Origin of the sequence: Pseudomonas sp. RGB (genome assembly GCF_007713445.1) — a bacterium.
In the GTDB taxonomy this organism is placed as follows: Bacteria; Pseudomonadota; Gammaproteobacteria; order Pseudomonadales; family Pseudomonadaceae; genus Aquipseudomonas.
Genome location: NZ_VMSH01000002.1, coordinates 233,681 through 258,305 on the forward strand (window position 1 = coordinate 233,681; position 24,625 = coordinate 258,305).

The following is a 24,625-nucleotide window of genomic DNA, read 5'->3' on the forward strand; positions in this document are numbered from 1 at the left end:
CTGTTCTCCTTCGTGCGCCTGTTTGTTGGCGCTGCGCTGCAAAATTAGTAGTCGGTCAGTAACGCGCCAATCAGCTCATCGCCAGAACGCGGGTCATGGCCTGGTCGTCTTCCTTGGCGCTGTTCATCATCTTGATGTGCAGCTCGAACTGCTTGGAAAGCGACAGCACCGCGGTCATTTCTTCAACGGCGTTGACGTTGCTTGCCTGCAGGAAGCCCGACGTCAGCGTGACGTTGGCGTTCGCCTGGGCCGGCTGGCCATCCTTGGTGTGGATGGTGCCGTCCAGGCCCTTGGTCATGTTCTTGAGGTCCGGCTGGACCAGCTTGATGCGGTCCACTTCAGCCATGACCCGCGGGCCTTCGCCCATGGCGCGGATGCTGATGGTGCCGTCGGCACCCACTTCGATTTTCTGCTGCGGCGGCACCGCAATCGGGCCACCGTTGCCCATGATCGGCATACCGTTGCCGGCCCGCAGCACGCCCAGCGCATCCACATTCATGCTGGCGCTGCGCACGTAGGCTTCACCGCCATCGGGGGTTTGCACGGCCATCCAACCGTCGCCGCTGACCGCTACGTCGAGGTCACGACCGGTTTCGATCATGGCGCCCGGGGAGAAGTCGGTGCCCGGACGCTCGGTCATGGCAAACGCGCGCGCCGGAAAGCTGTCACCAAACACCGGCATCGAACGCGCCTGCTCCAGGTCACGCTGAAAACCGTTGGTGGAGATGTTCGCCAGATTGTTGGCATGGGCCTTCTGCGCCAGTGCATTCTGGCTGGCGCCGGTCATTGCCACATAAAGGTACTTGTCCACGCTCTATCCTCTTTCTGACGGACGCTTGCCGCCCACCGCTGTACTGATGAGGCTTAAGCAATTTGCGAACCAACTTTTAAAAACAAGTAAAAGTCCAGGCAGTACGGGGGGTTGCGGGGAGGCATGGAGATTATGAGGCTGGACGAGAGTCGAAAAAACGGCGGACTACTGCCGCCTGCGGCAAGCACAGGTCTTGAAGATGACAAATAACAAATGTGGGAGCTGGCTTGCCAGCTCCCACAGGGGATGCGCTCACTTGTCGGCCTTGAGGATTTCGTAATCACGCAGCTTATTGGCGATGGTGGTGTGCGACACGCCCAAGCGTTTGCCCAGTTGCCGGCTGCTGGAATGCTCGGCATATAAAGCCTCCAGCACTGCCTTCTCGAACCGGCCGACGATCTGCTCCAACCCTCCCTCCAGGGAGAAATCGCCAAGCGGCTGACGCACGCCGTAATCCGGCAAGCGAATATGCTCAGCCTTGACCGTCCCGCCCTCGCACAACGACACCGCCTGAAACAGCACGTTTTCCAGCTGGCGCACATTGCCCGGCCAGTGATAGTGGCTGAGCCGATCCATCGCAGCCGGTGCCAGCTTGGGCAGCGGGCAGCCGATCTGCCGGCTGGCTTGATCGAGGAAATGCTCAACCAACGGCGCCAACCCATCCAGACATTCGCGCAGCGGCGGGATATGCAGCGACAGCACATTGAGGCGGTGATAAAGGTCCTGGCGGAATTCGCCGCGGGCGCAAAGCTCAGACAAGTCCACCTGCGTCGCACAGATCACCCGTACATCCAGGTAGACCTCTTCATCACTGCCCACCCGGCGAAAGCATCCGTCCTGCAGAAAACGCAGCAATTTCACCTGCAGACGCGCGCTCATTTCGCCGACGCCATCCAGAAACAACGTACCGCCTGCCGTCAGCTCCAACAGACCCAGCTTGCCTTCGGCCCGCGCGCCTTCAAACGCACCAGGCCCGTAGCCAAACAGCTCGGTCTCGGCCATTGACTCCGGCAAGCCTGCGCAATTGAGCGCCATCAATGGCGACTGCCCACGCGGGCTGGCCAGGTGACAAGCGCGGGCCAACAGCTCTTTGCCGGTGCCGGTTTCGCCTTCTATTAATAGAGGCGCATCCAGAGGCGCCATGCGCCGCGCCTCGCGCACCACGGCCGCCATGACCCTGGAGCTCTGGAAGATGCTGTCGAAACCACGCAATTCCTGCTTGCGCACGTTATAGATGCGCTCCCCGACGCGGTCGGCGCGGTGCAGGGTCAGCACGGCACCCGCCATGGCTTCGCTGTCATCGTGTTCGGAGGATTGCAGCGGCGCGATGTCCGCCAGGAATACGTCGCCCTTGACCTTGACCCGCAAGCCATTGATGCGCGACTTGCTCGCCCGCACCAGTTCCGGCAGATCGAAGTCTTCGGCGTAGCGCGACAGTGGAATGCCCGGCACCTCGTCCACGCGCACCCCGAGCAACTGCGCCGCTGCGCGGTTGGCGGCAACGATGGAGCCGCCCATGTCGATCGACAGCACCGGAAATTCCAGGGCGCCAAGCAGCGCATTGAGCTCCATATGCCGACGCTCGCTGGGCATCAGCCCTACCCGCTTGACGCCAAACACCCCGGCAATGGCTTCAAATTGCGGGCGCAGCGCCTGGAATTGCATGTTCACCAGGTTGGGGCAAAACAGGTAAATCGCATTGCCATGTTCGCCGCCGACCTCGCCCTTGGCGACGTTGACGCCGTACTCCACCAACAGGTTGAGGATGTCCCGCAGGATGCCGATGCGGTTCTGGCAGTGCACTTTAATACGCATGAAAAAGCCCGAAAGGTGGGAAGGCGCCGCGTCTTTTTGCCGCTGGGCGCAGATAGTCGTCAAGATTATGTGACAGCCCGTGAGCATTTCACAGCCCAAGACAACGACGAGCCGGGCTATCGTAACGAATACTTTACAAAAAACGGTAACATTTCCTACAGCATTAGGCCGCAGCCCGATGGAATCCGGCGCCTTGCGGGTTATCAATAGGCTCATCGCAGGACATAACAAGAACGAATGCCTAGCAGGAGAGCCGTATGAAGCAAACGCACTACGTGGCCCGCGAGCCCGATGCGCAAGGTTTTATCCACTACCCGCCGGAAGAACACGCGGTGTGGAACACTCTGATCACGCGCCAGTTGAAAGTGATCGAGGGTCGCGCCTGCCAGGAATACCTGGACGGCATCGACAAGCTCGGCCTGCCGCTGGACCGCATTCCGCAACTGGGTGAAATCAACCAGGTGCTGGCCGAGACCACCGGCTGGCAAGTCGCCCGCGTGCCGGCACTGATCCCCTTCCAGACCTTCTTCGAATTACTCGCCAGCAAGCAGTTTCCGGTGGCGACTTTTATTCGGACCCGCGAAGAACTGGACTACCTGCAAGAGCCGGATATTTTCCACGAGATCTTCGGCCACTGCCCGTTGTTGACCAACCCTTGGTTCGCCGAATTCACCCACACCTACGGCAAGCTCGGCCTGGCCGCGACCAAGGAACAGCGCGTGTACCTGGCGCGCCTGTACTGGATGACCATCGAGTTCGGCCTGGTGGACACCCCGCAAGGCCGGCGCATCTACGGTGGCGGCATTCTGTCGTCGCCCAAGGAGAGCGTGTACTGCCTGTCGGACGAGCCCGAGCACCAAGCCTTCGACCCGCTTGAAGCGATGCGCACGCCGTATCGAATCGACATCCTGCAACCGCTGTATTTCGTTCTGCCTGAGCTCAAGCGCCTGTTCGACGTGGCGCAGGAAGACATCATGGGCATGGTCGAGCGCGGTATGCAGCTGGGTCTGCACGCGCCGAAATTTCCGCCCAAACCCAAAGCAGCTTGAACCTTACGTTTTCAGGCCAGGTGAGTCTGTTCCCTGGCCGCGCGTTGCTTTAGGGTGACGCCACTGACGACCGTTTTTCAAACACTCGAATTCAGGACACTTCCCATGACCACCTTGAACCAAGCCCACTGCGAAGCCTGCCGTGCCGACGCCCCGCAAGTCAGCGATGAAGAGTTGCCGGTACTGATCAAGCAGATTCCCGACTGGAACATCGAAGTCCGCGACGGCGTGATGCAGCTGGAAAAGGTTTTTCTGTTCAAGAACTTCAAATTTGCCCTGGCCTTTACCAACGCCGTGGGTGAAATCTCTGAAGCCGAAGGCCACCACCCTGGCCTGCTCACCGAGTGGGGCAAAGTCACCGTGACCTGGTGGAGCCACTCGATCAAAGGCTTGCACCGCAACGACTTCATCATGGCCGCGCGCACTGACGAAGTGGCTAAGGACGCCGAGGGCCGCAAGTAATGCATTTCGATGCGATTGGCCGCGTGCCCGGCGACCCGATCCTCGGGCTGATGGACCTGTATGCCCAGGACAGCAACCCGAACAAGTTCGACCTGGGCGTCGGCGTCTATAAAGACGACCAGGGCCTCACGCCGATCCCGCATTCGGTAAAACTCGCCGAACAGCGGCTGGTAGACACCCAGACCACCAAGACCTACATCGGCGGCCACGGCGATGCGGCATTCGGTGCGTTGATCAGCGAACTGGTGCTCGGCGCCGACTCGGCCTTGATCCGCGACCGCCGCGCCGGCGCAACGCAAACCCCAGGCGGCACCGGCGCCCTGCGCCTGAGCGCGGACTTTATCGCCCATAACCTGCCGGGGCGTGGCGTGTGGCTGAGCAACCCGACCTGGCCGATCCACGAAACCATCTTCGCCAAGGCCGGGCTCAAGGTCAGTCACTACCCCTATGTGGGCGCCGACAACCGCCTGGATGTGGCCGCGATGTTGGCAACACTTGCCACGGTGCCCGAGGGCGACGTGGTGTTGCTGCACGCGTGCTGCCACAACCCGACTGGTTTTGACCTGTCCCAGGACGACTGGCGCCAGGTGCTGCAGATCGTGCGCGAGCGCCAATTGCTGCCGCTGATCGACTTCGCCTATCAAGGCTTCGGCGACGGTCTGGAGCAAGACGCCTGGGCCGTGCGACTGTTTGCCGCCGAGCTGCCGGAAGTGCTGATCACCAGCTCCTGCTCGAAAAACTTTGGCCTGTACCGCGACCGTGTCGGCGCGTTGATCGTGTGCGCGGCGGATGCTGAAAAGCTCACGGATGTGCGCAGCCAGCTGGCAAACACCGCGCGTAATCTGTGGTCGACGCCGCCGGATCATGGCGCCGCCGTGGTCGCGACCATCCTTGGGGATGCCGAGCTGAAAAAGCGCTGGAGCGACGAAGTCGAAGCCATGCGCTCACGGATCGCGCAGCTGCGTTCAGGCCTGGTGGAGGCGCTGGCGCCCCACGGGCTGGCCGAACGCTTTGCGCATATCGGTGCGCAGCGTGGGATGTTTTCCTACACCGGCTTGAGTGCCGAACAGGTCAAGCAACTGCGCGAGAAGCACAGCGTGTACATGGTCAGTTCGGGACGGGCTAACGTGGCCGGGATTGATGCGACGCGCCTGACCCTGCTGGCCGAGGCCATCGCCGACGTCTGCAACTGAAGAAACGGGGAATAAATGTGGGAGCGGGCTTGCCCGCGAATGCAGTGTGACAGTCACCCAATATATTGACTGACACTCCGCATTCGCAGGCAAGCCAGCTCCCACATTTGAACGGAGTGAGGCCTTTAGCCCGCAACCATCTCGGCTTTAAGCTGCGCCTCTTTCGCCTGCGCATCCGCCAACCGATACAACTCGATCTGCCCGTCCCAGTGCTCGATCAGCGCCGTGCACGACTCCACCCAGTCCCCGCAGTTGAGGTAATCCACCTCGCCCACCTTGCGAATTTCCGCGTGGTGAATATGCCCGCAGACCACGCCATGCAGCTCGCGCCTGGTGACTTCGTGGGCGATCGCCTCCTCAAAGTCGCTGATAAAGCTCACTGCCGTCTTGACCTTGTGCTTGAGGTACGCCGACAGCGACCAGTAGCCGTAGCCATACCGCGCCCGCCAGTGATTGAGCCAGCGGTTCAGCGTGAGCGTGAACTCGTAGGCCGAGTCGCCGAGAAACGCCAGCCAGCGGTGGTAACGGGTGATCACATCAAACTGGTCGCCGTGAATCACCAGCAAGTGCCGGCCATCGGCGGTGACGTGCACCGCTTCGTCCACCAGTTGGATATTGCCCAGGATCAGCTTGGAATAGCGCCGCAGGAACTCGTCATGGTTGCCGGTGACATAGATCACCTCGGTGCCGCGCTTGGCCATGGTCAGCAAGCGGCGGATCACATTGGTATGGGCCTGGGGCCAATACATGCCGCCGCGCATTTTCCAGCCGTCAATGATGTCGCCCACCAGGTACACCTTGTCGGCGTGGTAGCCCTTGAGAAACCGCGACAAGTGTTCGGCCTGGCAGTCCCGCGTGCCCAGGTGCACGTCGGAAATCCACAAGGTACGAACCCGTTGTTTAGGACCGGGTTTGGCGAATTCGGCACGGGTCATGGGCATCCCTCGACGCTGTTTTAGCGAGCTTGCGCCCTGGTGGTTAACAGCCCATGACAGCGGTGCGTCAGTCTGATGACAGCGCCTGGCGCCCGTGAAGCGTTGTAGACTGGCGCCCTGCACCCTCAGGAGACCGCGATGAGACCGACGCTCACGCTGCGCCACTACCTCGAAGAGCCTCTTGCCCACAGCCATGACCATGCGCAGTTGGTGTTCGGCCTGTCCGGGCACCTGGACCTGGAAGTCGATGGCCGGGGCAGCCAGGTGCGCGAAAGCAGCGTGATGGTGCTGCCCTTTTCCGCTCACCACGCCTGCGGCAGCCGCGATGGCAGCCGGTGCCTGGTGCTGGATGTACCCACCGAACACTGGGTGCTGGACTCCTTGGGCGAGCATGCCGACGCCAGCCGCCGCCTGCTCGATCAACCGGCGCGCCTGACTCTGGATTCGCGGCAAAGCCAGCTGGTGCAATGGCTGGCGCACAGCCCGGTGGATGACCCGTTGATCGTGCAGCAAGGCGCGGTGCTGTTATTGGCCAGCCTCAATCACCCGCTGGCCCAACCGATGCCGGGGCGGCGCCTGCCGTATGCGGCGTTTGATGCGCATATCGAGCGCCACATTGCGCATCCGTTGCAGGTCGCGGACCTTGCGCGCATTGCCGGCCTGTCGGTCGCGCGCCTGCACGCGCGCTTTATCGCCGAGTGCGGGCAGACGCCGATGGACTACATTCGCGGGCGCCGCCTGCAGATGGCCTTGAACCTGTTGCGCAACACGCCGCTGCCCATCGGCGACATTGCCGAGCGCGTCGGCTACAGCTCGCAAAGTGCGTTTGCCGCCGCGATGTTGCGCGAATTTGGCGCATCACCGGGCGCATTGCGGCGCTCATCATAGTCTTGCGACAAAAAACGCGAGCCGGACGACAGACGCCCACACCTCCAACCTCTAGACTGCGATTCTGTCACCCCGTTGGTTCAAGGATCGCAATGACTCCCCGCTCAGCCCTCGGCGCCCTGCATATCGGCGCACTGATGTTTGGCCTCACCGGCGTATTCGGCAAGCTGGCGGCGGCCTCGCCCGCCATCATCGTCTTCGGCCGGGCGGCCTTCGCCGTGGTGGCACTCGCCGTGTTTGCGCGATTCGCCAGCAATACCACCTGGAAAACACTCCAGATGCGCGACTGGCGCCGCCTGCTGATCAGCGGCGTACTGCTCGCGGCGCACTGGGTGACCTTCTTCATCGCGGTCAAAGTCGCCGGCGTGGCCGTCGCCACGCTTGGGTTTACCGCGTTCCCGGCATTTACCGTGATTCTCGAAGGGCTGATCTTCCGCGAGCGCATTCGCGCCAATGAAGTGCTGCTGGTGGTACTGGTCAGTGTCGGCCTGATCCTGGTGACGCCAGACTTCAACCTCGCCAGCGCAGCCACCGGCGGCCTGCTCTGGGGCATTGCCTCGGGTTTGCTGTTCTCGTTGCTGTCGCTGAACAACCGCGCCAGCTCCGGGCGCATTCCCGCGGTGCAGGCGGCGCTGTGTCAGAACCTGGTGGTCGCGGCTTGTCTGCTGCCGGTGGCGGCACCCGGGCTGGCGGATGTGCGGGCAATTGACTGGTTGTGGATCGGACTGCTCGGGGTGTTCTGCACCGGCCTGGCCCACAGCCTGTTTGTCGCCAGCCTGGCGGTGATCAAGGCGCGCACCGCCTCGGTAGTGTTTGCCATGGAACCGGTCTACGGCATCACCGCGGCCTGGGTGCTGTTTGCCGAAACCCCGACCTTGCGCATGCTGCTGGGCGGCGCGCTGATCATCGTCGCCATCGTGCTTTCCGGGCTGATGGGCAGCACCAGCCAGGCCAAGGCGCCTGCGGCGACGGCCTGATGCTCAGGCTTTGCGGTCGTTGTGGCCCAGATCGCGCTGCGGGTCGATCTGGTCACGCACGCGCTGCTTGAGCACCTTGGCTTCGGGAAAGCCACTGTCGGCCTTGCGCTCCCAGATCTGCACGCCATCGCAGGTGATGCGAAACGCGCCGCCGGTGGCCGGCTCCAGCGCCACACGACCCAGGTCATCGGCAAACGTACTCAACAACTCCTGGGCCAGCCACGCGGCGCGCAACAGCCACTGGCACTGGGTGCAATAGGTGATGACGATCTCTGGTTTGCTCAGCGACATAATTTGAGAGGTTCCTGGCATAACGGGCTGGGTGGATCGGGTGGCTATAATACCGGCCTTTCGCCCAGCCTCGAGATTCATGATGCGCCGCCTGTTGTCTTGCCTGTTCCTGTGTTTGCTTCCACTGCTCGCCGACGCCGTTGAAACACCCCGCCCCAAAATCGGCCTTGTGCTGTCCGGCGGCGCCGCGCGTGGCCTGGCGCATATTGGTGTGCTCAAGGCTCTGGAGGAGCAAGGGATCCAGATCGATGCGATTGCCGGCACCAGCATGGGCGCGGTGATTGGCGGGCTGTACGCCTCGGGCTACAAGATTGATGAGCTGGAAAAGCTCGCGCTGAATATCGACTGGCAACAAGCGCTGTCCGACGCACCGCCACGCGAAGACGTGCCGTTTCGACGCAAACAGGATGACCGCGACTTTTTGGTCAAACAGAAGCTCAGTTTCCGCGACGACGGCAGCCTCGGCCTGCCACTCGGCGTGATTCAGGGTCAGAACCTGGCACTGCTGCTGGAAAGCATGTTCGCCCACAGCAGCAACACGCGTAACTTCGACAAGCTGCCGATCCCGTTCCGCGCAGTGGCCACCGACATCACCACCGGCGAAAAAGTCGTGTTCAACAAAGGCCACCTGCCCCAGGTGATCCGCGCGAGCATGTCGATCCCGGCGGTGTTCGCCCCGGTGGAAATCGACGGCCGGCTGCTGGTGGACGGCGGCATGACCGACAACATCCCGCTGGACGTGGCCCGCGAGATGGGCGTCGACATTGCCATCGTGGTCGACATCGGCACCCCGCTGCGCTCGCGCAAGCAACTTGCCACTGTGGTCGATGTGCTCAACCAGTCGATCACCCTGATGACCCGGCGCAACTCTGAAGAGCAACTCAAGGCGCTGCACCCCAAGGATGTGCTGATCCAACCGCCGCTGGCGGCCTACGGCGTGACGGACTTCGGCCGCGCCAAGGACATGATCGACGCCGGCTACCGCGCCACCCGCGCGCTTGATGTACGCCTGGCGCACCTGCGCCCTGCTGAGCCTGTCGACCCGCAACTGATCGCGGCCCGCACACCCGGCGAGCGTACCCCCGTGATCACCGCCATCAAAGTGGAGAACGACTCGAAGGTCAGCGATGACGTAATCCGCTACTACATCCGCCAAAACCTGGGCGAGCCGCTGAACCTGGGCCGTCTGCAAACCGACATGGGTACCTTGTACGGCCTGGACTACTTTGAGCAGGTGCAATACCGCGTAGTGAAAAAGGGCCAGGACAATACCCTGGTGATCAGTGCACGCGGCAAACGCAGCGGCACCGACTACTTGCGCCTGGGCCTGAATCTGTCGGATGACATGCGCGGCGACAGCGCCTTCAACCTCGGCGCCAGTTACCGCATGAATGGCATCAATCGCCTCGGCGCCGAATGGCTGACGCGGGTGCAGATCGGTGATCGCCAAGAGCTATACAGCGAGTTCTACCAGCCACTGGATGTCGGCTCACGCTACTTCGTCGCGCCCTATATCAGTGCCCAGGCGCAGAACGTTGAACTGATTCTGGACAACGACCCCATCTCCGAATACCGCCTGGAGCGTTATGGCTTTGGCTTGAACGTCGGCCGCCAGATCGGCAACAGCGGCGAGATCCGCTTCGGCGTCGGCGAAGCCTGGGGCAAGGCGGATGTGCGCATCGGCGACCGCGACCTGCCGAGCGTGAGCTTCAGCGAGGGCTTCTATGAACTGAAGTACTCGTTCGACTCGCTCGATAACGTGTACTTCCCGCACACCGGCGAAGACATCGGCCTGGCGTTCCGCGAATTCGAGCCCGGGTTAGGCTCGGACCAGCGCTATCGACAGTGGGAGTTCAAACTGGACAAGGCCATGAGCCGCGGCCCGGACACGCTCATACTGGGCGGCCGTTACGGGCGCACGCTGGATAAATCCGACGTGGTGGTGTCCAGCTTCCTGCTGGGCGGTGCGCGGCAATTGTCGGGCTTTCGCGAAGATGCAATCTCGGGGCAAAACATCGCCCTGATGCGCGCGGTGTACTACCGCCGCCTGACGCCGCGCTCGTACCTGCCGTTGGACTTCCCGCTGTACCTGGGGGCCTCGGTGGAACGCGGCCGGGCGTGGAACAACGACAATCAATTCGACAGCGGTTACATCAACGCTGCGAGTGTTTTCCTGGGGTTTGATACGCCGCTGGGGCCGCTGAATTTCAGCTACGGGTTCAATGATGACAATCAGCAGGCGGTGTACCTGAACCTCGGCCAGACGTTCTAGCCAGCGCACAAAAAAAGTGGGAGCTGGCAAGCCAGCTCCCACTTTTTAATTTCTGGTGAATCCCGGATCAGGACTTTTCCAGGTTCGACAGGATGTGCCCATGCACACGCATGCACACGCGCAAATCCTCTTCATCCACGCCCACAAACAGCTCATGGCGCAACGCTGTGGCAATGGTTTCAATCTGGTCGATCAATGGGCGGGCGGTGTCGCACAGCAATATGCGTTTGGCACGACGGTCTTCAAGCACCGCCTGGCGTTGCACCAGACCCTGGCCTTCAAGGCTGTCGAGCAGGCGGGCCAGCGTCGGCCCTTCGACGCCAACACTTTGAGCCAGCTCGCGCTGAGTGGGCGCTTCCGCAAAACGGGCCAGGTGCAACAGCACCAGCCAACGCGCCTGGGACAAACCCAGCCCCGCCAAGCGGCGGTCCAGTTCGGCGCGCCAACCTCGGGACATTTGCGCCAACTGCATGCCAAAGCGGTGTTGATCGGTTAAAGGCATAAAAAACTCATGGTTTAGACTGAAAATAAAGTGTGGCTAATTATTAGTCAGCTAAGCATGAGCCATGCCAGGAGGCAAGGGCCGCTATGTACTGATTCGTTACATTGGCGCAATTGGCACACTAAATTTCGAATTCCGACTGCAAAGCAGCCCGCACGCAATACAAAACACCCTCAGGCACACGCCCGGTAAACAGCGGCGCGATCTCCGCAACTGGTGGCAATTCGCCCTCTCCGTCGAGGAATGCATCCTGGATTTCACCGAGCAGATCTTCCGGCAAATCAAGGGCTTGCTCCAACGACAACTGCTGCTTGCCGATGGATTCGGCCAGCAGGGTATAGACGTTTTTTTCCGAACATTGCAGTTGACCGGCAATCTGGATCGGGGTCATGCCGGCACGCGCCAGGCTGATCAGTTCGTGGCGAATATCGGCGACTTCCTTCGGCGCCTCGGCCTGGCCGCCGAGCACTTCGAGGAAGGCTTGCCCGTAGCGTTCCAGCTTGCGCGCGCCGACGCCGCTGACCCGGGCCATTTCGGCCATGGTGGTCGGCTGCTCGCGCAGCATCTCCAGCAACGTGGAGTCGGGGAAAATAACGTAAGGCGGCACACTGTGTTCCTGCGCAAGTTTGCGTCGCAGGGTGCGCAAGGCTTCCCATTGCTCGCGCTCTTCGCCACGGACCAACTGGCTGGCCTGGCTGGTGCTGCTCTTGGCCGTGGTCTGCGGTTTGAGGTCGCGACGCAGCTCCAGGCTCACTTCGCCCTTGAGCAATGGCCGGCAACTGTCGTTCAGGCGCAGGCCGCCATAGCCTTCGAGGTCGATGTCCACCAGGCCGCGGGCGACCATCTGGCGGAACAATGAGCGCCACTCGCCTTCAGCGCGGGCTTTGCCGACGCCATAGACCGAGAGTTTTTCGTGGCCGAAGCTGCGCACTTTTTCGTTGTCCTTGCCCAGCAACACATCCACCAGATGGCCCACGCCATAACGCTGGCCGGTGCGATAAATAGCCGACAACGCCTGGCGCGCCGGCTCGGTGGCATCCCAGGTCTGCACGCCGTCCACGCAGTTGTCGCAGTGGCCGCACGGCTCGGGCATGTCTTCGTCGAAGTACGCCAGCAGCGTTTGGCGGCGGCAGCGCGTCTCCTCACACAGCGACAGCATCGCGTCGAGCTTGTGTTGCTCCAAACGCTTGTGACGCTCGTCGCCCTCGGAGTTCTGCAGCATCTGCTTGAGCATCACTACGTCTTGCAAGCCATAGACCATCCAGGCATCCGCCGGCAGGCCATCACGGCCGGCGCGACCGGTTTCCTGGTAATACGCCTCGAGGGACTTGGGCAGGTCCATGTGCGCGACAAAGCGCACGTTGGATTTGTCGATGCCCATGCCGAACGCGATGGTCGCCACCATGATCAGGCCTTCCTCGTTGAGAAAGCGCTTCTGGTGGGCAGAGCGCGTTTCATTGGGCAGGCCCGCGTGGTACGGCAGCGCCGGGTAGCCTTGCTCGCAGAGGAACGCGGCCACTTCATCGACCTTCTTGCGCGACAGGCAATAGACGATGCCCGCATCGCTGCGCCGCTCGGACAGGAACGCCAGCAACTGCTTGCGCGGCTGCTCCTTGGGCACGATGCGGTAGAAGATGTTCGGCCGGTCGAAACTCGACAGGAAGCGCTCGGCGTTCTGCAGATGCAGGCGCTCGACGATTTCTTCACGGGTGCGTTTGTCGGCAGTGGCCGTCAACGCGATGCGCGGGACGTCGGGGAACAATTCCGCCAACTGGCCCAGCTGCAAATATTCGCGACGGAAATCGTGGCCCCATTGCGATACGCAGTGGGCTTCATCGATGGCGAACAGGGCGATTTCCAGGCTCTGCAAAAACGCCAGCATGCGCGGCTGCACCAGACGCTCAGGGGCCAGGTAAAGCATCTTGACTTCGCCGCGCTTGATGCGCGCGGCCAGGTCGCGCTGCTGCTCGGCGCTGAGGGTGGAGTTCAACGACGCGGCGGCGACACCAAGCTCTTCAAGGGTGGCGACCTGGTCATCCATCAACGCAATCAGCGGCGACACCACCACGGCCAGGCCGTTACGCAACAGCGCCGGCACCTGGAAGCACAACGACTTGCCGCCGCCGGTAGGCATCAGCACCAGGGCATCACCGCCACTGGCCACGCGCTCAATGATCGCACCCTGGCGGCCACGAAAACTGTCGTAGCCGAAGATGTCCTTGAGGACGCGTTGAGCCTGCTCGAGCATGTAAAACTCCAAAATGGTGCCGAAATCCCTCTGTACAGGCTGGCCGAAAAACCCCGGCTTCACGGGAAATAATCCGTAAGCGAAGTTTTCGCGGGTGGGCGCTGGGCCTGCAGGGGCATCACAAAACGCGGCAGTATACCCGAGCGTCGGTCCGCAAAGGGCGCCACTGACGAACAGCGACTGCTATCTAAACCTGGCAAATATGCCTTGCAGCTGGCCTGGGGGCTCAAGAAAGCCTAGAATTGCGCATCGTTTATTCCCAAGGTATGCCGTAATGTCCTTCGCTGAGCAACTAACCCGCCTGCAAGCCTTCCTCGACGCCGATGAGCTGCATGACGAGGCGCTGGACTACGTGGCCGCCCACGGCTACCTGACCGCCCTGTCGATCTCTTCCGACATCGTGCCGGACCGTGAGTGGATCGACGCCTTGTTCGCCGAAGAGCCGCACTACGCCGATGCCGCCCAACGCGAAGAAATCGAATCCACCCTGCTGGCCCTCAAGGCCCACATCGGTCGCCAACTGGCTTCCGACGAAGAATTCGAGCTGCCTTGCGAGCTGGACCTGGGCGAAGACCCGGATGACTCCGACCTGCGCGGCTGGTGCATCGGTTTCATGGAAGGTGTGTTCCTGCGCGAAGCGGCCTGGTTCGAAACCGCCGAGGAAGAAGTCAGCGAAATGCTGCTGCCGATCATGGTCGGTTCGGGTCTGTTCGACGACCAGCCGGAATTCTCCGACATCGCTTCCGACGCCAACCTGATGGACGACATGATCGTACAGATCCCTGAAGCCCTGACCGCCCTGTACCTGTTGTGCAACGCCCCTGACGAAAAACCGGCGATCCTCAAGCCACGTCACCACTGAGTCGTTTGCCCGTGTCCCCCATGGGCAATCGCTCGCTGCTCCTGCGTTACGCACTGCTGGCCATCGGCTGGTTGAGCGTGGCGCTGGGAGTGATCGGTATCTTCCTTCCCGTATTGCCGACCACGCCCTTCCTGCTACTCGCCGCCGCCTGCTTCGCTCGAAGCTCCCCGCGTTTCTACCACTGGCTGGTGGAACACCCGCGCCTGGGCCCGTGGATCAAAGACTACTTGGACGGCAATGGCATTCCGCTCAAGGGCAAGGTCTACGCACTCGGCCTGATGTGGTTGAGCATCGGTTTCTCCTGCTACCTGGTGCCGCTGCCGTGGGCACGCGGTTTCATGCTGACCAGTGCCGTGCTGGTGACAATCTATATCCTGCGCCAAAAAACCCTGCCGCCCCGCGAACGGTAGGCGCGGGCTTGGGTGGGAGCCGGGCTTGCCCGCGATAGCATCGCCACGGTGCAACGTTCACACCGCAGCGCCTGAATCGCAGGCAAGCCAGCTCCCACACCAGCCAGCAGCTACATAATCCAGATCCTGCACACGACCTTGGTCGACACTGACTAACCCCAAGCATCATGCGAGACTGTCCCACCGGGCCTGGAATGCCTGGGTGTTCTTATGCTCGGAGTTACCATGACGCTGTCCAGCGGGCTGATCGCCGCCGTTGCCCTGGCCTATATGGCCATTATGTTCGCTATCGCCTTTTACGGTGACCGCCGCCATGCGCCGTTGCCGCCGAAGGTGCGCGCCTGGGTGTACAGCCTGTCGCTGGCCGTCTACTGCACCAGCTGGACCTTCTTCGGCGCGGTAGGCCAGGCCGCCGAACAGCTGTGGGCATTTTTACCGATCTATCTAGGACCGGTGCTGCTACTGGTGTTGGCACCCTGGGTGCTGCAGAAGATGATTCTGATCAGCAAGCAGGAAAACATTACCTCCATCGCCGACTTCATCGCCGCGCGCTACGGCAAATCCCAGTCGCTGGCGGTGGTAGTGGCGCTGATTTGCCTGGTCGGCGTGCTGCCCTACATCGCCCTGCAACTCAAAGGCATCGTGCTGGGCGTGAACCTGTTGATCGGCTCCGGCCCCGACACCACCGGCACGCGCGCCCAGGACACGGCCCTTATCGTGTCGCTGGTGCTGGCGCTGTTCACCATCGTGTTTGGTACGCGCAACCTCGACGCCACCGAGCACCACCGTGGCATGGTGCTGGCTATTGCCTTTGAATCGTTGGTCAAGCTGTTCGCCTTTCTCGCTGTCGGCGCGTTTGTGACCTACGGCTTGTACGACGGATTCGGCGACCTGTTCAGCCAGGCGATGCTGGCGCCGCGCCTTGAGGAATACTGGAAAGAAACCATCAACTGGCCGTCAATGGTGGTGCAAACCGGCGTGGCGATGATGGCGATTATCTGCCTGCCCCGGCAGTTTCACGTCACCGTCGTGGAAAACATCGACCCGCAAGACTTACGCCTGGCCAAGTGGGTGTTCCCGGCCTACCTGATCCTCGCCGCGCTGTTCGTCATCCCCATCGCCCTTGGCGGCAAAATGCTGCTGCCCGGCTCGGTATTGCCGGACTCCTACGTGATCAGCCTGCCCATGGCCGAGGCACACCCGGCCCTCGCTGTGCTGGCGTTTATTGGCGGTGCGTCGGCAGCGACCGGCATGGTGATCGTGGCCAGCATCGCCCTGTCGACCATGGTGTCCAACGACATGTTACTGCCGTGGCTGCTGCGACGCTCCAGTGCCGAGCGGCCGTTCGAAGTGTTCCGCCACTGGATGCTCTCGGTGCGCCGGGTCAGCATTGTGATCATCCTGCTGCTGGCCTACGTGAGTTATCGACTGCTCGGCTCCACCGCGAGCCTGGCGACCATCGGCCAGATCGCCTTCGCGGCAGTCACCCAACTGGCCCCGGCGATGCTGGGCGCACTGTACTGGAAGCAGGCGAACCGGCGCGGCGTGTTCGCTGGGTTGGCGGCGGGCACGTTTTTGTGGTTCTACACCTTGGTCCTACCGGTCACGGCGAAAAGTCTGGGCTGGTCGTTGAGCCTTTTCCCCGGGCTGACGTGGATGCATTCACACCCGTTTGGCTTCTCCGTGACCTCGCTGACCTTGGGCACCGTGTTCTCGCTGGCGGGTAACTTCACGCTGTTTGTGTGGGTCTCGATGCTGTCGCGCACACGGGTCTCGGAGCATTGGCAGGCTGGACGCTTTATCGGCCAGGAAATCAGCCAACGCGCCAGCGCGCGCTCGATGTTGTCGGTGCAGATCAGCGACCTGCTCAGCCTGGCGGCGCGCTTTGTCGGTGAAGAACGTGCCCAGCAGAGTTTTATCCGCTTCGCCTATCGCCAGGGCAAAGGCTTCAACCCCAACCAGAATGCCGACAACGATTGGATTGCCCATACCGAACGCCTGTTGGCGGGCGTGCTCGGCGCCTCTTCGACACGCGCCGTCGTAAAAGCCGCAATTGAAGGGCGGGAAATGCAACTGGAGGACGTCGTACGCATCGCCGACGAAGCCTCCGAAGTGCTGCAGTTCAACCGCGCGCTGCTGCAGGGCGCCATCGAAAACATCACCCAGGGCATCAGCGTGGTCGACCAGTCGCTGAAGCTGGTGGCCTGGAACCGGCGCTATCTGGAGCTGTTCAACTACCCCGATGGTTTGATCAGTGTGGGCCGGCCGATTGCCGACATCATTCGCTACAACGCCGAGCGCGGCTTATGCGGGCCAGGGGAAGCCGAAGTGCACGTCGCGCGGCGTCTGCACTGGATGCGCCAGGGCCGTGCGCATACGTCCGAGCGCCTGTTTCCGAATGGGCGCGTGATCGAGCTGATCGGCAACCCGATGCCCGGCGGCGGGTTCGTCATGAGCTTCACCGACATCACCGCGTTCCGTGAGGCCGAACAAGCCCTGACCGAGGCCAACGAGGGCCTGGAACAACGGGTGACCGAACGCACCCATGAACTGTCGCAACTGAATGTGGCGCTCACCGACGCCAAAGGCGTGGCCGAATCCGCCAGCCAATCGAAGACGCGCTTTCTGGCGGCAGTGAGCCACGACCTGATGCAGCCGTTGAACGCGGCACGATTGTTCTCCGCCGCCCTCTCCCACCAGAACGACGGCCTGTCTGCCGAAGCCCGCCAGTTGGTGCAGCACCTGGACAGCTCGCTGCGCTCTGCCGAAGACCTGATCAGCGACCTGCTGGATATCTCGCGCCTGGAAAACGGCAAGATCAATCCCCAGCGACAGCCCTTCGTCCTCAACGAGTTGTTCGACACCCTGGGAGCAGAATTCAAGGCACTGGCCCACGAGCAAGGCCTGCGTTTTCGCCTGCGTGGCAGCCGTCTGCGGGTGGACAGCGACATCAAGTTACTGCGGCGGATCCTGCAGAATTTTCTTACCAACGCATTCCGCTACGCCGACGGCCCGGTGCTACTTGGCGTACGCCGACGCAAGGGTGAACTGTGCCTGGAAGTGTGGGATCGCGGCCCTGGCATCCCGCTGGATAAACAACAGGTGATCTTCGAAGAGTTCAAGCGCCTGGACAGCCACCAGACCCGCGCCGAAAAGGGCTTGGGCTTGGGCCTGGCAATCGCCGACGGCCTGTGCCGAGTGCTCGGCCATCGTTTGAGCGTACGTTCGTGGCCGGGCAAAGGCAGCGTGTTCAGCGTGCGTGTGCCGTTGGCGCGTAACCAGGCCAGCCCCAAGGTCAAGACCACGCAGGATAACGGGCTGCCGTTGAGCGGTGCCCAGGTGCTGTGTGTGGACAATGAAGAAAGCATCCTGATCGGCATGCGCAGCCTGCTCACGCGCTGGGGTTGCGAGGTGTGGACCGCTACCGATCAGGCGCAATGTGCGGCGTTGCTGGCCGAGGGCGTGCGCCCGCAACTGGCGCTTGTGGACTACCACCTGGACCACGGCGAGACAGGCACTGAGTTGATGGGCTGGCTGCGCGCGCAACTGGCGGAGCCGATTCCCGGGGTGGTGATCAGCGCCGATGGGCGCCCGGAAATGGTGGCCGAGGTGCATGCCGCAGGGTTGGATTATTTGGCCAAGCCGGTGAAGCCTGCGGCGTTGCGCGCGTTGTTGAGTCGGCATTTGCCATTGTAGGAATGACTGAACTCAATCCCCTTGTGGGAGCTGGCTTGCCTGCGATAGCAGTGGAGCAGTCACCACCGCTATCGCAGGCAAGCCAGCTCCCACATTGACCGAATGCTACTCCGGTAAGTGTGCGACGCCGTCGGAGTCGGTCATCGCCCGTTCGAGCAAATCCGCCGGCAGGCTCTTGCTCGCACGCGCACCCAGCAACCTTAACTGCTCGGTTCGGCTGACCAGATTTCCACGGCCATCCGTCAGCTTGTTTCGCGCCGCGCTGTAGGCCTTATCCAGCTGCTGCAGGCGGTTGCCGACTTCATCCAGATCCTGAATAAACAGTACGAACTTGTCATACAGCCAGCCGGCGCGCTCGGCAATTTCCCGCGCGTTCTGGCTCTGGCGTTCCTGCTTCCACAGGCTGTCGATCACCCGCAGGGTGGCCAGCAAGGTGGTGGGGCTGACAATCACGATATGGCGGTCGAACGCTTCCTGGAACAGGTTCGGCTCAGCCTGCAACGCGGCGGAAAACGCAGCTTCTATCGGCACGAACAACAGCACGAAATCCAGGCTGTGCAGACCTTCGAGGCGCTTGTAATCCTTGCCGGCCAAGCCTTTGACGTGATTGCGCAGGGACAGCACGTGCTGTTTCAGCGCCGCCTGGCCGATCACATCGTCATCCGCTGCAACGTACTGCTGATAGGCGGTGAGGCTGACCTTGGAATCGACCACCACCTGCTTGTCGCCGGGCAGCATGATCAACACGTCCGGCTGGAAGCGCTCGCCGTCCGGGCCTTTGAGGCTGACCTGGGTCTGATACTCGCGGCCCTTCTCCAGCCCGGCATGTTCAAGCACGCGCTCAAGAATCAGCTCGCCCCAGTTGCCCTGGGTTTTCTGGCCCTTGAGCGCGCGCGTGAGGTTGGTGGCCTCGTCCGACAGTCGCAGGTTCAGTTGCTGCAGGCGCTCAAGCTCCTTGGCCAGGGAGAAGCGCTCGCGCGCTTCATTCTGGTAGCTCTCTTCCACGCGCTTTTCAAACGACTGGATGCGTTCCTTGAGCGGGTCGAGCAACTGGCCCAGGCGTTCCTGGCTGGTTTCGGCAAATCGTTGCTCACGTTCATCGAAGATCTTGCCGGCAAGCTCGGCGAACTGCGCACGCAGCTCGTCCCGCGAGCCTTGCAGGTCAGCAAGGCGTTGTTGATGGCTTTCCTGTTGTTCGCGCAGTTCGGCGCGCAACGCCGAGGACAGCGCATCGAGGCGGCGCAGCTCGGTTTCCTTGGCGCTGCGGTCGAGGTTCCAGGCGTGAGCAGCGTCACGGGCGTTATCGCGGTCGATCTGGAGCAATTCGACTTCACGGCGAACGGCGGCCAGGTCAGCTTGTTTGGCGGCGTTGGCCTGGCTCAGGTCACTGATCTCGTCGCGGCTGGCGTCGAGTTGCGCGGCCAGCCCTTCCTGGGCCAGTTGCGCGGTGGCCAGGCGCTCTTCGAGCAGTTCCCAGCCGGTCATGCGCGCGCTCAGCCGCCGTTGGAGCTGCCAGCACAGGGCCAATAAAGGCACTGCAGCACCAGCCAGGCCCAAGGCAACACTGGTCCAGTCAAAAGCCATCGCCATTTCTGCCATCACCGAAAAAGAGCAAGGTTAACCAAGCATAGGGCTTGAGGACAGCTCAGTCTTCGACCTGCCCCAGTTCGCGCTGGGCGCGGCGGTCGCCGGCACGGGCAGCCAGGCGCAGCAGGTCATGGCCGATGCGGCGGTCGCGGGCGTTGCCGCACTCACGGCACATCAGCTGGCCCAGGCGGCTCTGCGCGGCAACCACACCTTCACGGGCCGGCTGCTTGAGCAAGCGCCCGGCGAAGTGCTTGACGTTGGTGCTGTGCCCCAGGCGCGGGCTGTCGAGCAGCCATAAGGCGACTTTCAAGGAGAAACGCTTGGGTGCGGTAACAGTCTGAGGGGTGTCGGTAACAGATGGTGATACTGAGCGAAACTTCATAAAGCACTGCGGGACAGAACGGAAGGCGCGCCACTCTACTCTTTTTTTCCTACAGGTAAAGCTGAAAAATCCCTGCACGCCCGTTCTAGAGCAAGCGCTTGGGACAATCCACAGAAGCTGTGGATAACTCAGTGGACAACCCACCTTTAACGCGCGCAAAGGCCCATGGAACGGGGGCCGCAGTCAAACTGACGATTTTTTCACCAATAAAAAAAAGCGATATTTTTCATTGACTTAAATTTTCATTGCAGGCAAATGGCGGCGCTTCCAGGCCGTTGACAGACGGGTTACATACCTCGCAACTAATGTGCACAAGTACCCACCCACTGGCTATATGGCGCCGGTTTTTTGCTTCGACACGTCCTAAAAATGTTACCGACAGGCCAAACCAGGCACTTTTCAAATCCTCGCCGGCTCGCCACACTGGCCCACTCCCACACGCAACCTACCAAGGCTCGATGAAAGGAATCCTCTTATTCGCCGTGTTGCTGCTGGCCATCTGTGTAACCTCATTGGCGGTCAATGCCGCGCTGCCCTCCCCCGACGGCGCGCTGTTTGCCATCGCCATCCTGGTATCAGCGGCGTTTACTGCCGTAATGCTGTGCATAGAGTTGAGTGAAGGCCGAATCAACGACATGCGCGAGGTGATGAATGTGATCGAGACCGGCCGGTCCTGGCGCTTGACCCTGGCGGCCTACGGACTCGGCTGCTCATTGGCCGCGACGGCCACCGTGCTGGTCTATCACGGGTTGTTGGGCGGCTGAATTAAGTTTTTTGGCTAGCACACTTCCCTTCCGTGTTTCAATCCGTTACTATCCGCGGCGTTAGTACCAAGCTGAAAGTCAATTCTGGTCGAACAACTCCCCTGAACAACACGGGATCGACCACCTCGATGGTTTCCAGGTATTCCTTGCGACGACACTGCCTTTGAACAAGCAAAGGGTGCCGCGAAGTTTCAATACTCTGAACGAACCAGCCTGCAAATTGATCAGGATCTTCACCCCGGGCCCAGAACCTTTGCCCCTGTTGTGTTGCCTGCCCTCCTAAGTACCTACCTGCCAGCCCAAGCGCGCCTAACTTATTAGCGCTTCAAACTGGCTGCTTTGTTCCAGTCGGGTTCTTCGTTTGATCAATGGTGATCAACGTTACTGGAACGTTTTAACGTTGCACGGTTCTTAACCGTGTCATTTGTAGGAACACCAATAATATGTCCGCTCAAATCCACACTCAGGATGCCATTCGCACCCTCACCAACGCTTTTGCACCAATGAACTGCCTGATCATGGCCGCTCGCAAAGGCTGCTTCAGCTTCACCCTGGTCAACGAACACGGCATTGCTCGTCACAGCGAACGCCTGTACCCCGATCAATACTCCAGCGCAGAGCCGCTGCAGGCCGTGATCGAGCGTACCCGTCAGGCATTGATTGCCTGATCGACCCGAGTCGCTGAAACCCAAAAGACCCTGCTTGAAACGCAGGGTTTTTTATTGCCCGAAATTCGGCTTTTGAGTACTTGCACTAAGTTCGAATAGATATAAACGTTATAACTAAATGAAGAAGATGTTTTAAAAACAGTCCTTTACATCACAAATATGACACTACACTTCAACTCAAGCGGCATGATCCGCTTGCGACGAGCCTGAGGTCCGATTCACTGCTGCCAAGCTCCCCTCTCAGGCTTCGTCGACCACTTCCATGGATTGAGGCTCGTATGGGTATCGCCGCCAGCGAATTGTGTCGTTATGTGATCAGGCCGACGTTGATTTATCTCGGCCGCCATAACCCGACAGCTGAATCCCTGCTGCTGGGCATTGCCGCCAGCCAATCGGAACTCGGCTCCGCCCTGCATGATCGCCGTGGCCACGGCCTGTACAGCATCACCGAACCTCGTCACCGCGCCCTGTGGGACGACTACCTTGCCCAAGACCCCGAGCGCGCCAGCCTGGTACGCGGGCTGGCCAGTCAACATGCATTCCTCAGCGCGCCCCAGCTTGAGCTGACCGTCAACCTGCGCTACGCCACCGCCATTGCCTGGCTGCTGGTAGAACAGCATCGTCCTGCCCTGCCGCCACCGGGTGACGTATTGGCCATGGCACGTATCTGGAAAGAAATATTTCACCCTCAAGGTCGGCTGCGGGATTTCACCCAAGCCTGGCAAACCTGTGTTTTACCCATGAATCAGGCCATTTGTTGATCAGGCGTTTTGCAAGATTCGGCTAAAACCTTCGAATCTGGTCGGATTGTCCTACAAAACCGCTCTATCTCCGACATTACAGCCTATAGCGCTAACTTAAAATTATTGATACTTTCCGCAGCGGTGATCACCACGGAGTTCTAATAATGAAAAAAGTAATGCTCAAGACCACACTTAGCCTCACCGTTGCCATGGCATCCTCCCAACTGTTCGCAAGCGGCTTTGCCCTGAACGAACAAGACGTCGCCGGTATGGGTACGGGGTTCGCAGGCCGCTCTTCTTCTGCCGATAACGCCAGCACTGTGTACGGTAACCCTGCCGGTATGGCCCGCCTCGAAGGCCAGCAGATTACCGGTGGTGTAGCCGCTATCGATGCCTCGACTGACATCAAAAACGCCAGCGGCCGTTCTTTCGGCAGTAACAAAGGCGACATGGTGCCCTTCACGGCGGTCCCGTTTGGTTTCTACACCAACAAACTCAATGATCAGTGGGCCGTCGGCGTTGGTGTTTATGCACCTTTCGGCCTGGTTACCGATTATGAGAGGGGCTTCCAGGGTCGCTCGTTCGGCAGCTACAGCAAAGTGTCGGTCATCACCTTGCAGCCAACCGTCAGCTACGCCTTCAACGATCGTGTTTCCATCGGTTTTGGCCCGACCATCAACCGTATTTCCGGCAAGCTGGAATCTGAGTTGGCTCTGTCGACAAACCCGGCTGTCCCGAATACCAACGTCACGATCAAAGGTGACGACACGGCTGTCGGCTTCAACGTCGGCGTGCTGGTACAAGCCACCGATACCACGCGCGTGGGCCTGACTTACCACTCCAAAGTCAGCTACAAGCTTGAAGGCCACACCGAAGTATCGGCACCGACTCCGACGGCTCCACTGCTGGCAAGCGGCCGCTACGATGCGTCGTTGAGCATTGATACGCCTGAGTCTTACGACCTGTCCGTGACACAGGACCTGAGCGATGCCTGGAAACTCTACGCCGGTTCCACCTGGACTCGCTGGAGCCGCCTGAAAGACATCACTGTCGACAACCAGGGCGTTACCCGAGCTGGCGGCCTGGTCGCTCCGCAGATCGTGGGTACCATCACCGAGCCACAGAACTGGCATGACACCTGGGCCTATGCCTTGGGTACTTCGTACCAGGTCACCAAACAAGTGGTACTGCGTACCGGCCTGACTTTCGACCAGTCGCCAACCAACAACACCGACCGTTCGCCACGCATCCCTACCGGCGACCGGACCATTTTCAGTGTTGGCCTGGGCTACGAAGTAATGCCGAACATGATCGTCGACGTGGCTTACTCCTACCTGAAGGAAGAGCCAGTCAAGGTCAACAAGACCAACGCACTGGGTTCGTCCTACAGCGCCAAGTACGAAAACAGCGCCAACGGCTTCGGCCTGGGCGTGACGTACAAGTTCTGATCCAACGCGTATAAAAAAGCCCCGTTCTCCTGCAAAGGAGGCGGGGCTTTTTAATGGCCGGCGATCAGGGCTTCGAGGCCAGCGCTGCCTCCACCGCCTTGATCAGGTCCGGGCTGTCCGGCTTGGTCAAACTGGAAAAGTTGGCAATCACCTTGCCCTGGCGATCCACCACGTACTTATAGAAATTCCACTTCGGCGCGCTGGTCTGCTGCGCCAGAATCTTGAACAGGTGCACCGCATCCGGCCCCTTAACCGTCTGCGGCTCGGTCATCGTGAAGGTCACGCCGTAATTCACATAGCAAACTTTGGCGGTCTCTTCACCGGTCTTGGCTTCCTGTTTGAAGTCGTCGGACGGCACGCCGATCACTTCCAGCCCCTGGCCCTTGTAGCGCTGATACAAGGCTTCGAGGCCTTTGAATTGCGGCGCGAAACCACAAAAGCTGGCGGTATTGACGATGACCAGGGGTTTGCCGGCAAAGCGCTGGCACAAATCGATGGATTCCTTGGCCCGCAACTTGGGCAATTGCCCCTCCAGCAACGGCGGACAGTTGGCGGCCATGGCCAAACTGCCTACAGCCATCAGGACGGGTACAGCGAGCCAGCGCATCAGCATGTCGAAAGT

General features: G+C 60.9%; 22 protein-coding genes. 13 read left to right on the forward strand and 9 right to left on the reverse strand.

Features of this window, described 5'->3' with window-relative positions; translation table 11 throughout:
• Positions 1 to 70: 70 nt before the first annotated feature.
• Together FPT15_RS04730 and FPT15_RS04735 are read right to left on the reverse strand one after the other, a co-directional pair.
• Complete coding sequence (locus FPT15_RS04730; RefSeq protein ID WP_145158904.1) at positions 71 to 811, reverse strand: flagellar basal body rod protein FlgF; 741 nt, start codon at positions 809 to 811, stop codon at positions 71 to 73.
• Between the two features lie 252 nt (positions 812 to 1,063).
• Positions 1,064 to 2,626 (reverse strand): sigma-54-dependent transcriptional regulator, encoded by a 1,563-nt coding sequence (locus FPT15_RS04735; protein ID WP_106576441.1) that lies wholly within the window; start codon positions 2,624 to 2,626, stop codon positions 1,064 to 1,066.
• A gap of 257 nt (positions 2,627 to 2,883) precedes the next feature.
• Here FPT15_RS04735 and phhA point away from each other — a divergent pair, with 257 nt between their 5' ends.
• The 3 genes from phhA (at position 2,884) to FPT15_RS04750 (ending at position 5,330) form a co-directional block, all read left to right on the forward strand.
• Positions 2,884 to 3,675: a phenylalanine 4-monooxygenase gene (gene phhA / locus FPT15_RS04740; protein ID WP_145158906.1), complete on the forward strand. Its 792-nt coding sequence runs from the start codon at positions 2,884 to 2,886 to the stop codon at positions 3,673 to 3,675.
• A gap of 105 nt (positions 3,676 to 3,780) precedes the next feature.
• The gene (locus FPT15_RS04745; protein WP_106576439.1) at positions 3,781 to 4,137 is read left to right on the forward strand and encodes a 4a-hydroxytetrahydrobiopterin dehydratase; all 357 of its coding nucleotides are present in this window, start codon (positions 3,781 to 3,783) and stop codon (positions 4,135 to 4,137) included.
• The gene (locus FPT15_RS04750) at positions 4,137 to 5,330 is read left to right on the forward strand and encodes an amino acid aminotransferase (RefSeq protein ID WP_145158908.1); all 1,194 of its coding nucleotides are present in this window, start codon (positions 4,137 to 4,139) and stop codon (positions 5,328 to 5,330) included. The genes FPT15_RS04745 and FPT15_RS04750 overlap by 1 nt, the downstream gene beginning before the upstream one ends.
• A 125-nt stretch (positions 5,331 to 5,455) precedes the next feature.
• Here the strand turns inward: FPT15_RS04750 and FPT15_RS04755 are convergent, their stop codons facing one another.
• Positions 5,456 to 6,265, reverse strand: a complete 810-nt coding sequence (locus FPT15_RS04755; protein ID WP_145158911.1) for a UDP-2,3-diacylglucosamine diphosphatase — start codon at positions 6,263 to 6,265, stop codon at positions 5,456 to 5,458.
• Positions 6,266 to 6,403: 138 nt separating this feature from the next.
• Between FPT15_RS04755 and FPT15_RS04760 the strand changes: the two genes are divergently transcribed.
• Together FPT15_RS04760 and FPT15_RS04765 are read left to right on the forward strand one after the other, a co-directional pair.
• Entirely contained in the window at positions 6,404 to 7,153 is a 750-nt protein-coding gene (locus FPT15_RS04760; protein WP_145158913.1) for an AraC family transcriptional regulator, read from the forward strand.
• A 92-nt stretch (positions 7,154 to 7,245) separates the two neighbouring features.
• A complete protein-coding gene (locus tag FPT15_RS04765) occupies positions 7,246 to 8,130 on the forward strand; it encodes a DMT family transporter (RefSeq protein WP_145158915.1) in 885 nt (294 codons plus the stop codon).
• A gap of 3 nt (positions 8,131 to 8,133) precedes the next feature.
• Here the strand turns inward: FPT15_RS04765 and FPT15_RS04770 are convergent, their stop codons facing one another.
• Positions 8,134 to 8,421 carry a SelT/SelW/SelH family protein gene (locus FPT15_RS04770; RefSeq protein ID WP_145158917.1) on the reverse strand — a complete coding sequence of 96 codons (288 nt, stop codon included), beginning with the start codon at positions 8,419 to 8,421 and terminating at the stop codon, positions 8,134 to 8,136.
• 82 nt (positions 8,422 to 8,503) lie between these two features.
• On the opposite strand from FPT15_RS04770, the gene FPT15_RS04775 reads away from it, so the two are divergent.
• The gene (locus FPT15_RS04775; RefSeq protein WP_145159577.1) at positions 8,504 to 10,693 is read left to right on the forward strand and encodes a patatin-like phospholipase family protein; all 2,190 of its coding nucleotides are present in this window, start codon (positions 8,504 to 8,506) and stop codon (positions 10,691 to 10,693) included.
• Between the two features lie 67 nt (positions 10,694 to 10,760).
• Here the strand turns inward: FPT15_RS04775 and FPT15_RS04780 are convergent, their stop codons facing one another.
• Positions 10,761 to 11,195: a MarR family transcriptional regulator gene (locus FPT15_RS04780; protein ID WP_145158919.1), complete on the reverse strand. Its 435-nt coding sequence runs from the start codon at positions 11,193 to 11,195 to the stop codon at positions 10,761 to 10,763.
• Between the two features lie 121 nt (positions 11,196 to 11,316).
• The gene (gene recQ, locus FPT15_RS04785) at positions 11,317 to 13,443 is read right to left on the reverse strand and encodes a DNA helicase RecQ (protein WP_053258024.1); all 2,127 of its coding nucleotides are present in this window, start codon (positions 13,441 to 13,443) and stop codon (positions 11,317 to 11,319) included.
• Between the two features lie 274 nt (positions 13,444 to 13,717).
• Between recQ and FPT15_RS04790 the strand changes: the two genes are divergently transcribed.
• From FPT15_RS04790 to FPT15_RS04800, 3 genes are all read left to right on the forward strand, one after another.
• The gene (locus FPT15_RS04790) at positions 13,718 to 14,305 is read left to right on the forward strand and encodes a YecA family protein (protein WP_106576431.1); all 588 of its coding nucleotides are present in this window, start codon (positions 13,718 to 13,720) and stop codon (positions 14,303 to 14,305) included.
• Positions 14,306 to 14,325: 20 nt separating this feature from the next.
• Positions 14,326 to 14,715, forward strand: a complete 390-nt coding sequence (locus FPT15_RS04795; RefSeq protein ID WP_145158921.1) for a YbaN family protein — start codon at positions 14,326 to 14,328, stop codon at positions 14,713 to 14,715.
• A 225-nt stretch (positions 14,716 to 14,940) separates the two neighbouring features.
• Positions 14,941 to 18,411, forward strand: a complete 3,471-nt coding sequence (locus tag FPT15_RS04800) for a PAS domain-containing hybrid sensor histidine kinase/response regulator (protein WP_145158923.1) — start codon at positions 14,941 to 14,943, stop codon at positions 18,409 to 18,411.
• 105 nt (positions 18,412 to 18,516) lie between these two features.
• Here the strand turns inward: FPT15_RS04800 and rmuC are convergent, their stop codons facing one another.
• Both rmuC and FPT15_RS04810 read right to left on the reverse strand, forming a co-directional pair.
• Positions 18,517 to 19,881 (reverse strand): DNA recombination protein RmuC, encoded by a 1,365-nt coding sequence (rmuC, locus tag FPT15_RS04805; RefSeq protein ID WP_178119661.1) that lies wholly within the window; start codon positions 19,879 to 19,881, stop codon positions 18,517 to 18,519.
• A 175-nt stretch (positions 19,882 to 20,056) separates the two neighbouring features.
• Positions 20,057 to 20,380 carry a hypothetical protein gene (locus FPT15_RS04810; RefSeq protein WP_043293316.1) on the reverse strand — a complete coding sequence of 108 codons (324 nt, stop codon included), beginning with the start codon at positions 20,378 to 20,380 and terminating at the stop codon, positions 20,057 to 20,059.
• A gap of 458 nt (positions 20,381 to 20,838) precedes the next feature.
• Between FPT15_RS04810 and FPT15_RS04815 the strand changes: the two genes are divergently transcribed.
• The 4 genes from FPT15_RS04815 to FPT15_RS04835 all read left to right on the forward strand — a co-directional run bounded on the left by FPT15_RS04815 (position 20,839) and on the right by FPT15_RS04835 (position 24,003).
• Positions 20,839 to 21,144, forward strand: coding sequence for a hypothetical protein (locus tag FPT15_RS04815; protein ID WP_145158927.1), 306 nt, complete (start codon positions 20,839 to 20,841; stop codon positions 21,142 to 21,144).
• Between the two features lie 443 nt (positions 21,145 to 21,587).
• Complete coding sequence (locus FPT15_RS04825) at positions 21,588 to 21,812, forward strand: hypothetical protein (protein ID WP_106576426.1); 225 nt, start codon at positions 21,588 to 21,590, stop codon at positions 21,810 to 21,812.
• A 278-nt stretch (positions 21,813 to 22,090) separates the two neighbouring features.
• Positions 22,091 to 22,573 (forward strand): hypothetical protein, encoded by a 483-nt coding sequence (locus tag FPT15_RS04830; protein ID WP_106576425.1) that lies wholly within the window; start codon positions 22,091 to 22,093, stop codon positions 22,571 to 22,573.
• Positions 22,574 to 22,719: 146 nt separating this feature from the next.
• Entirely contained in the window at positions 22,720 to 24,003 is a 1,284-nt protein-coding gene (locus FPT15_RS04835) for an OmpP1/FadL family transporter (protein WP_145158929.1), read from the forward strand.
• Positions 24,004 to 24,067: 64 nt separating this feature from the next.
• Here the strand turns inward: FPT15_RS04835 and FPT15_RS04840 are convergent, their stop codons facing one another.
• Positions 24,068 to 24,616 (reverse strand): glutathione peroxidase, encoded by a 549-nt coding sequence (locus FPT15_RS04840; RefSeq protein WP_145158931.1) that lies wholly within the window; start codon positions 24,614 to 24,616, stop codon positions 24,068 to 24,070.
• Positions 24,617 to 24,625 lie beyond the last annotated feature (9 nt).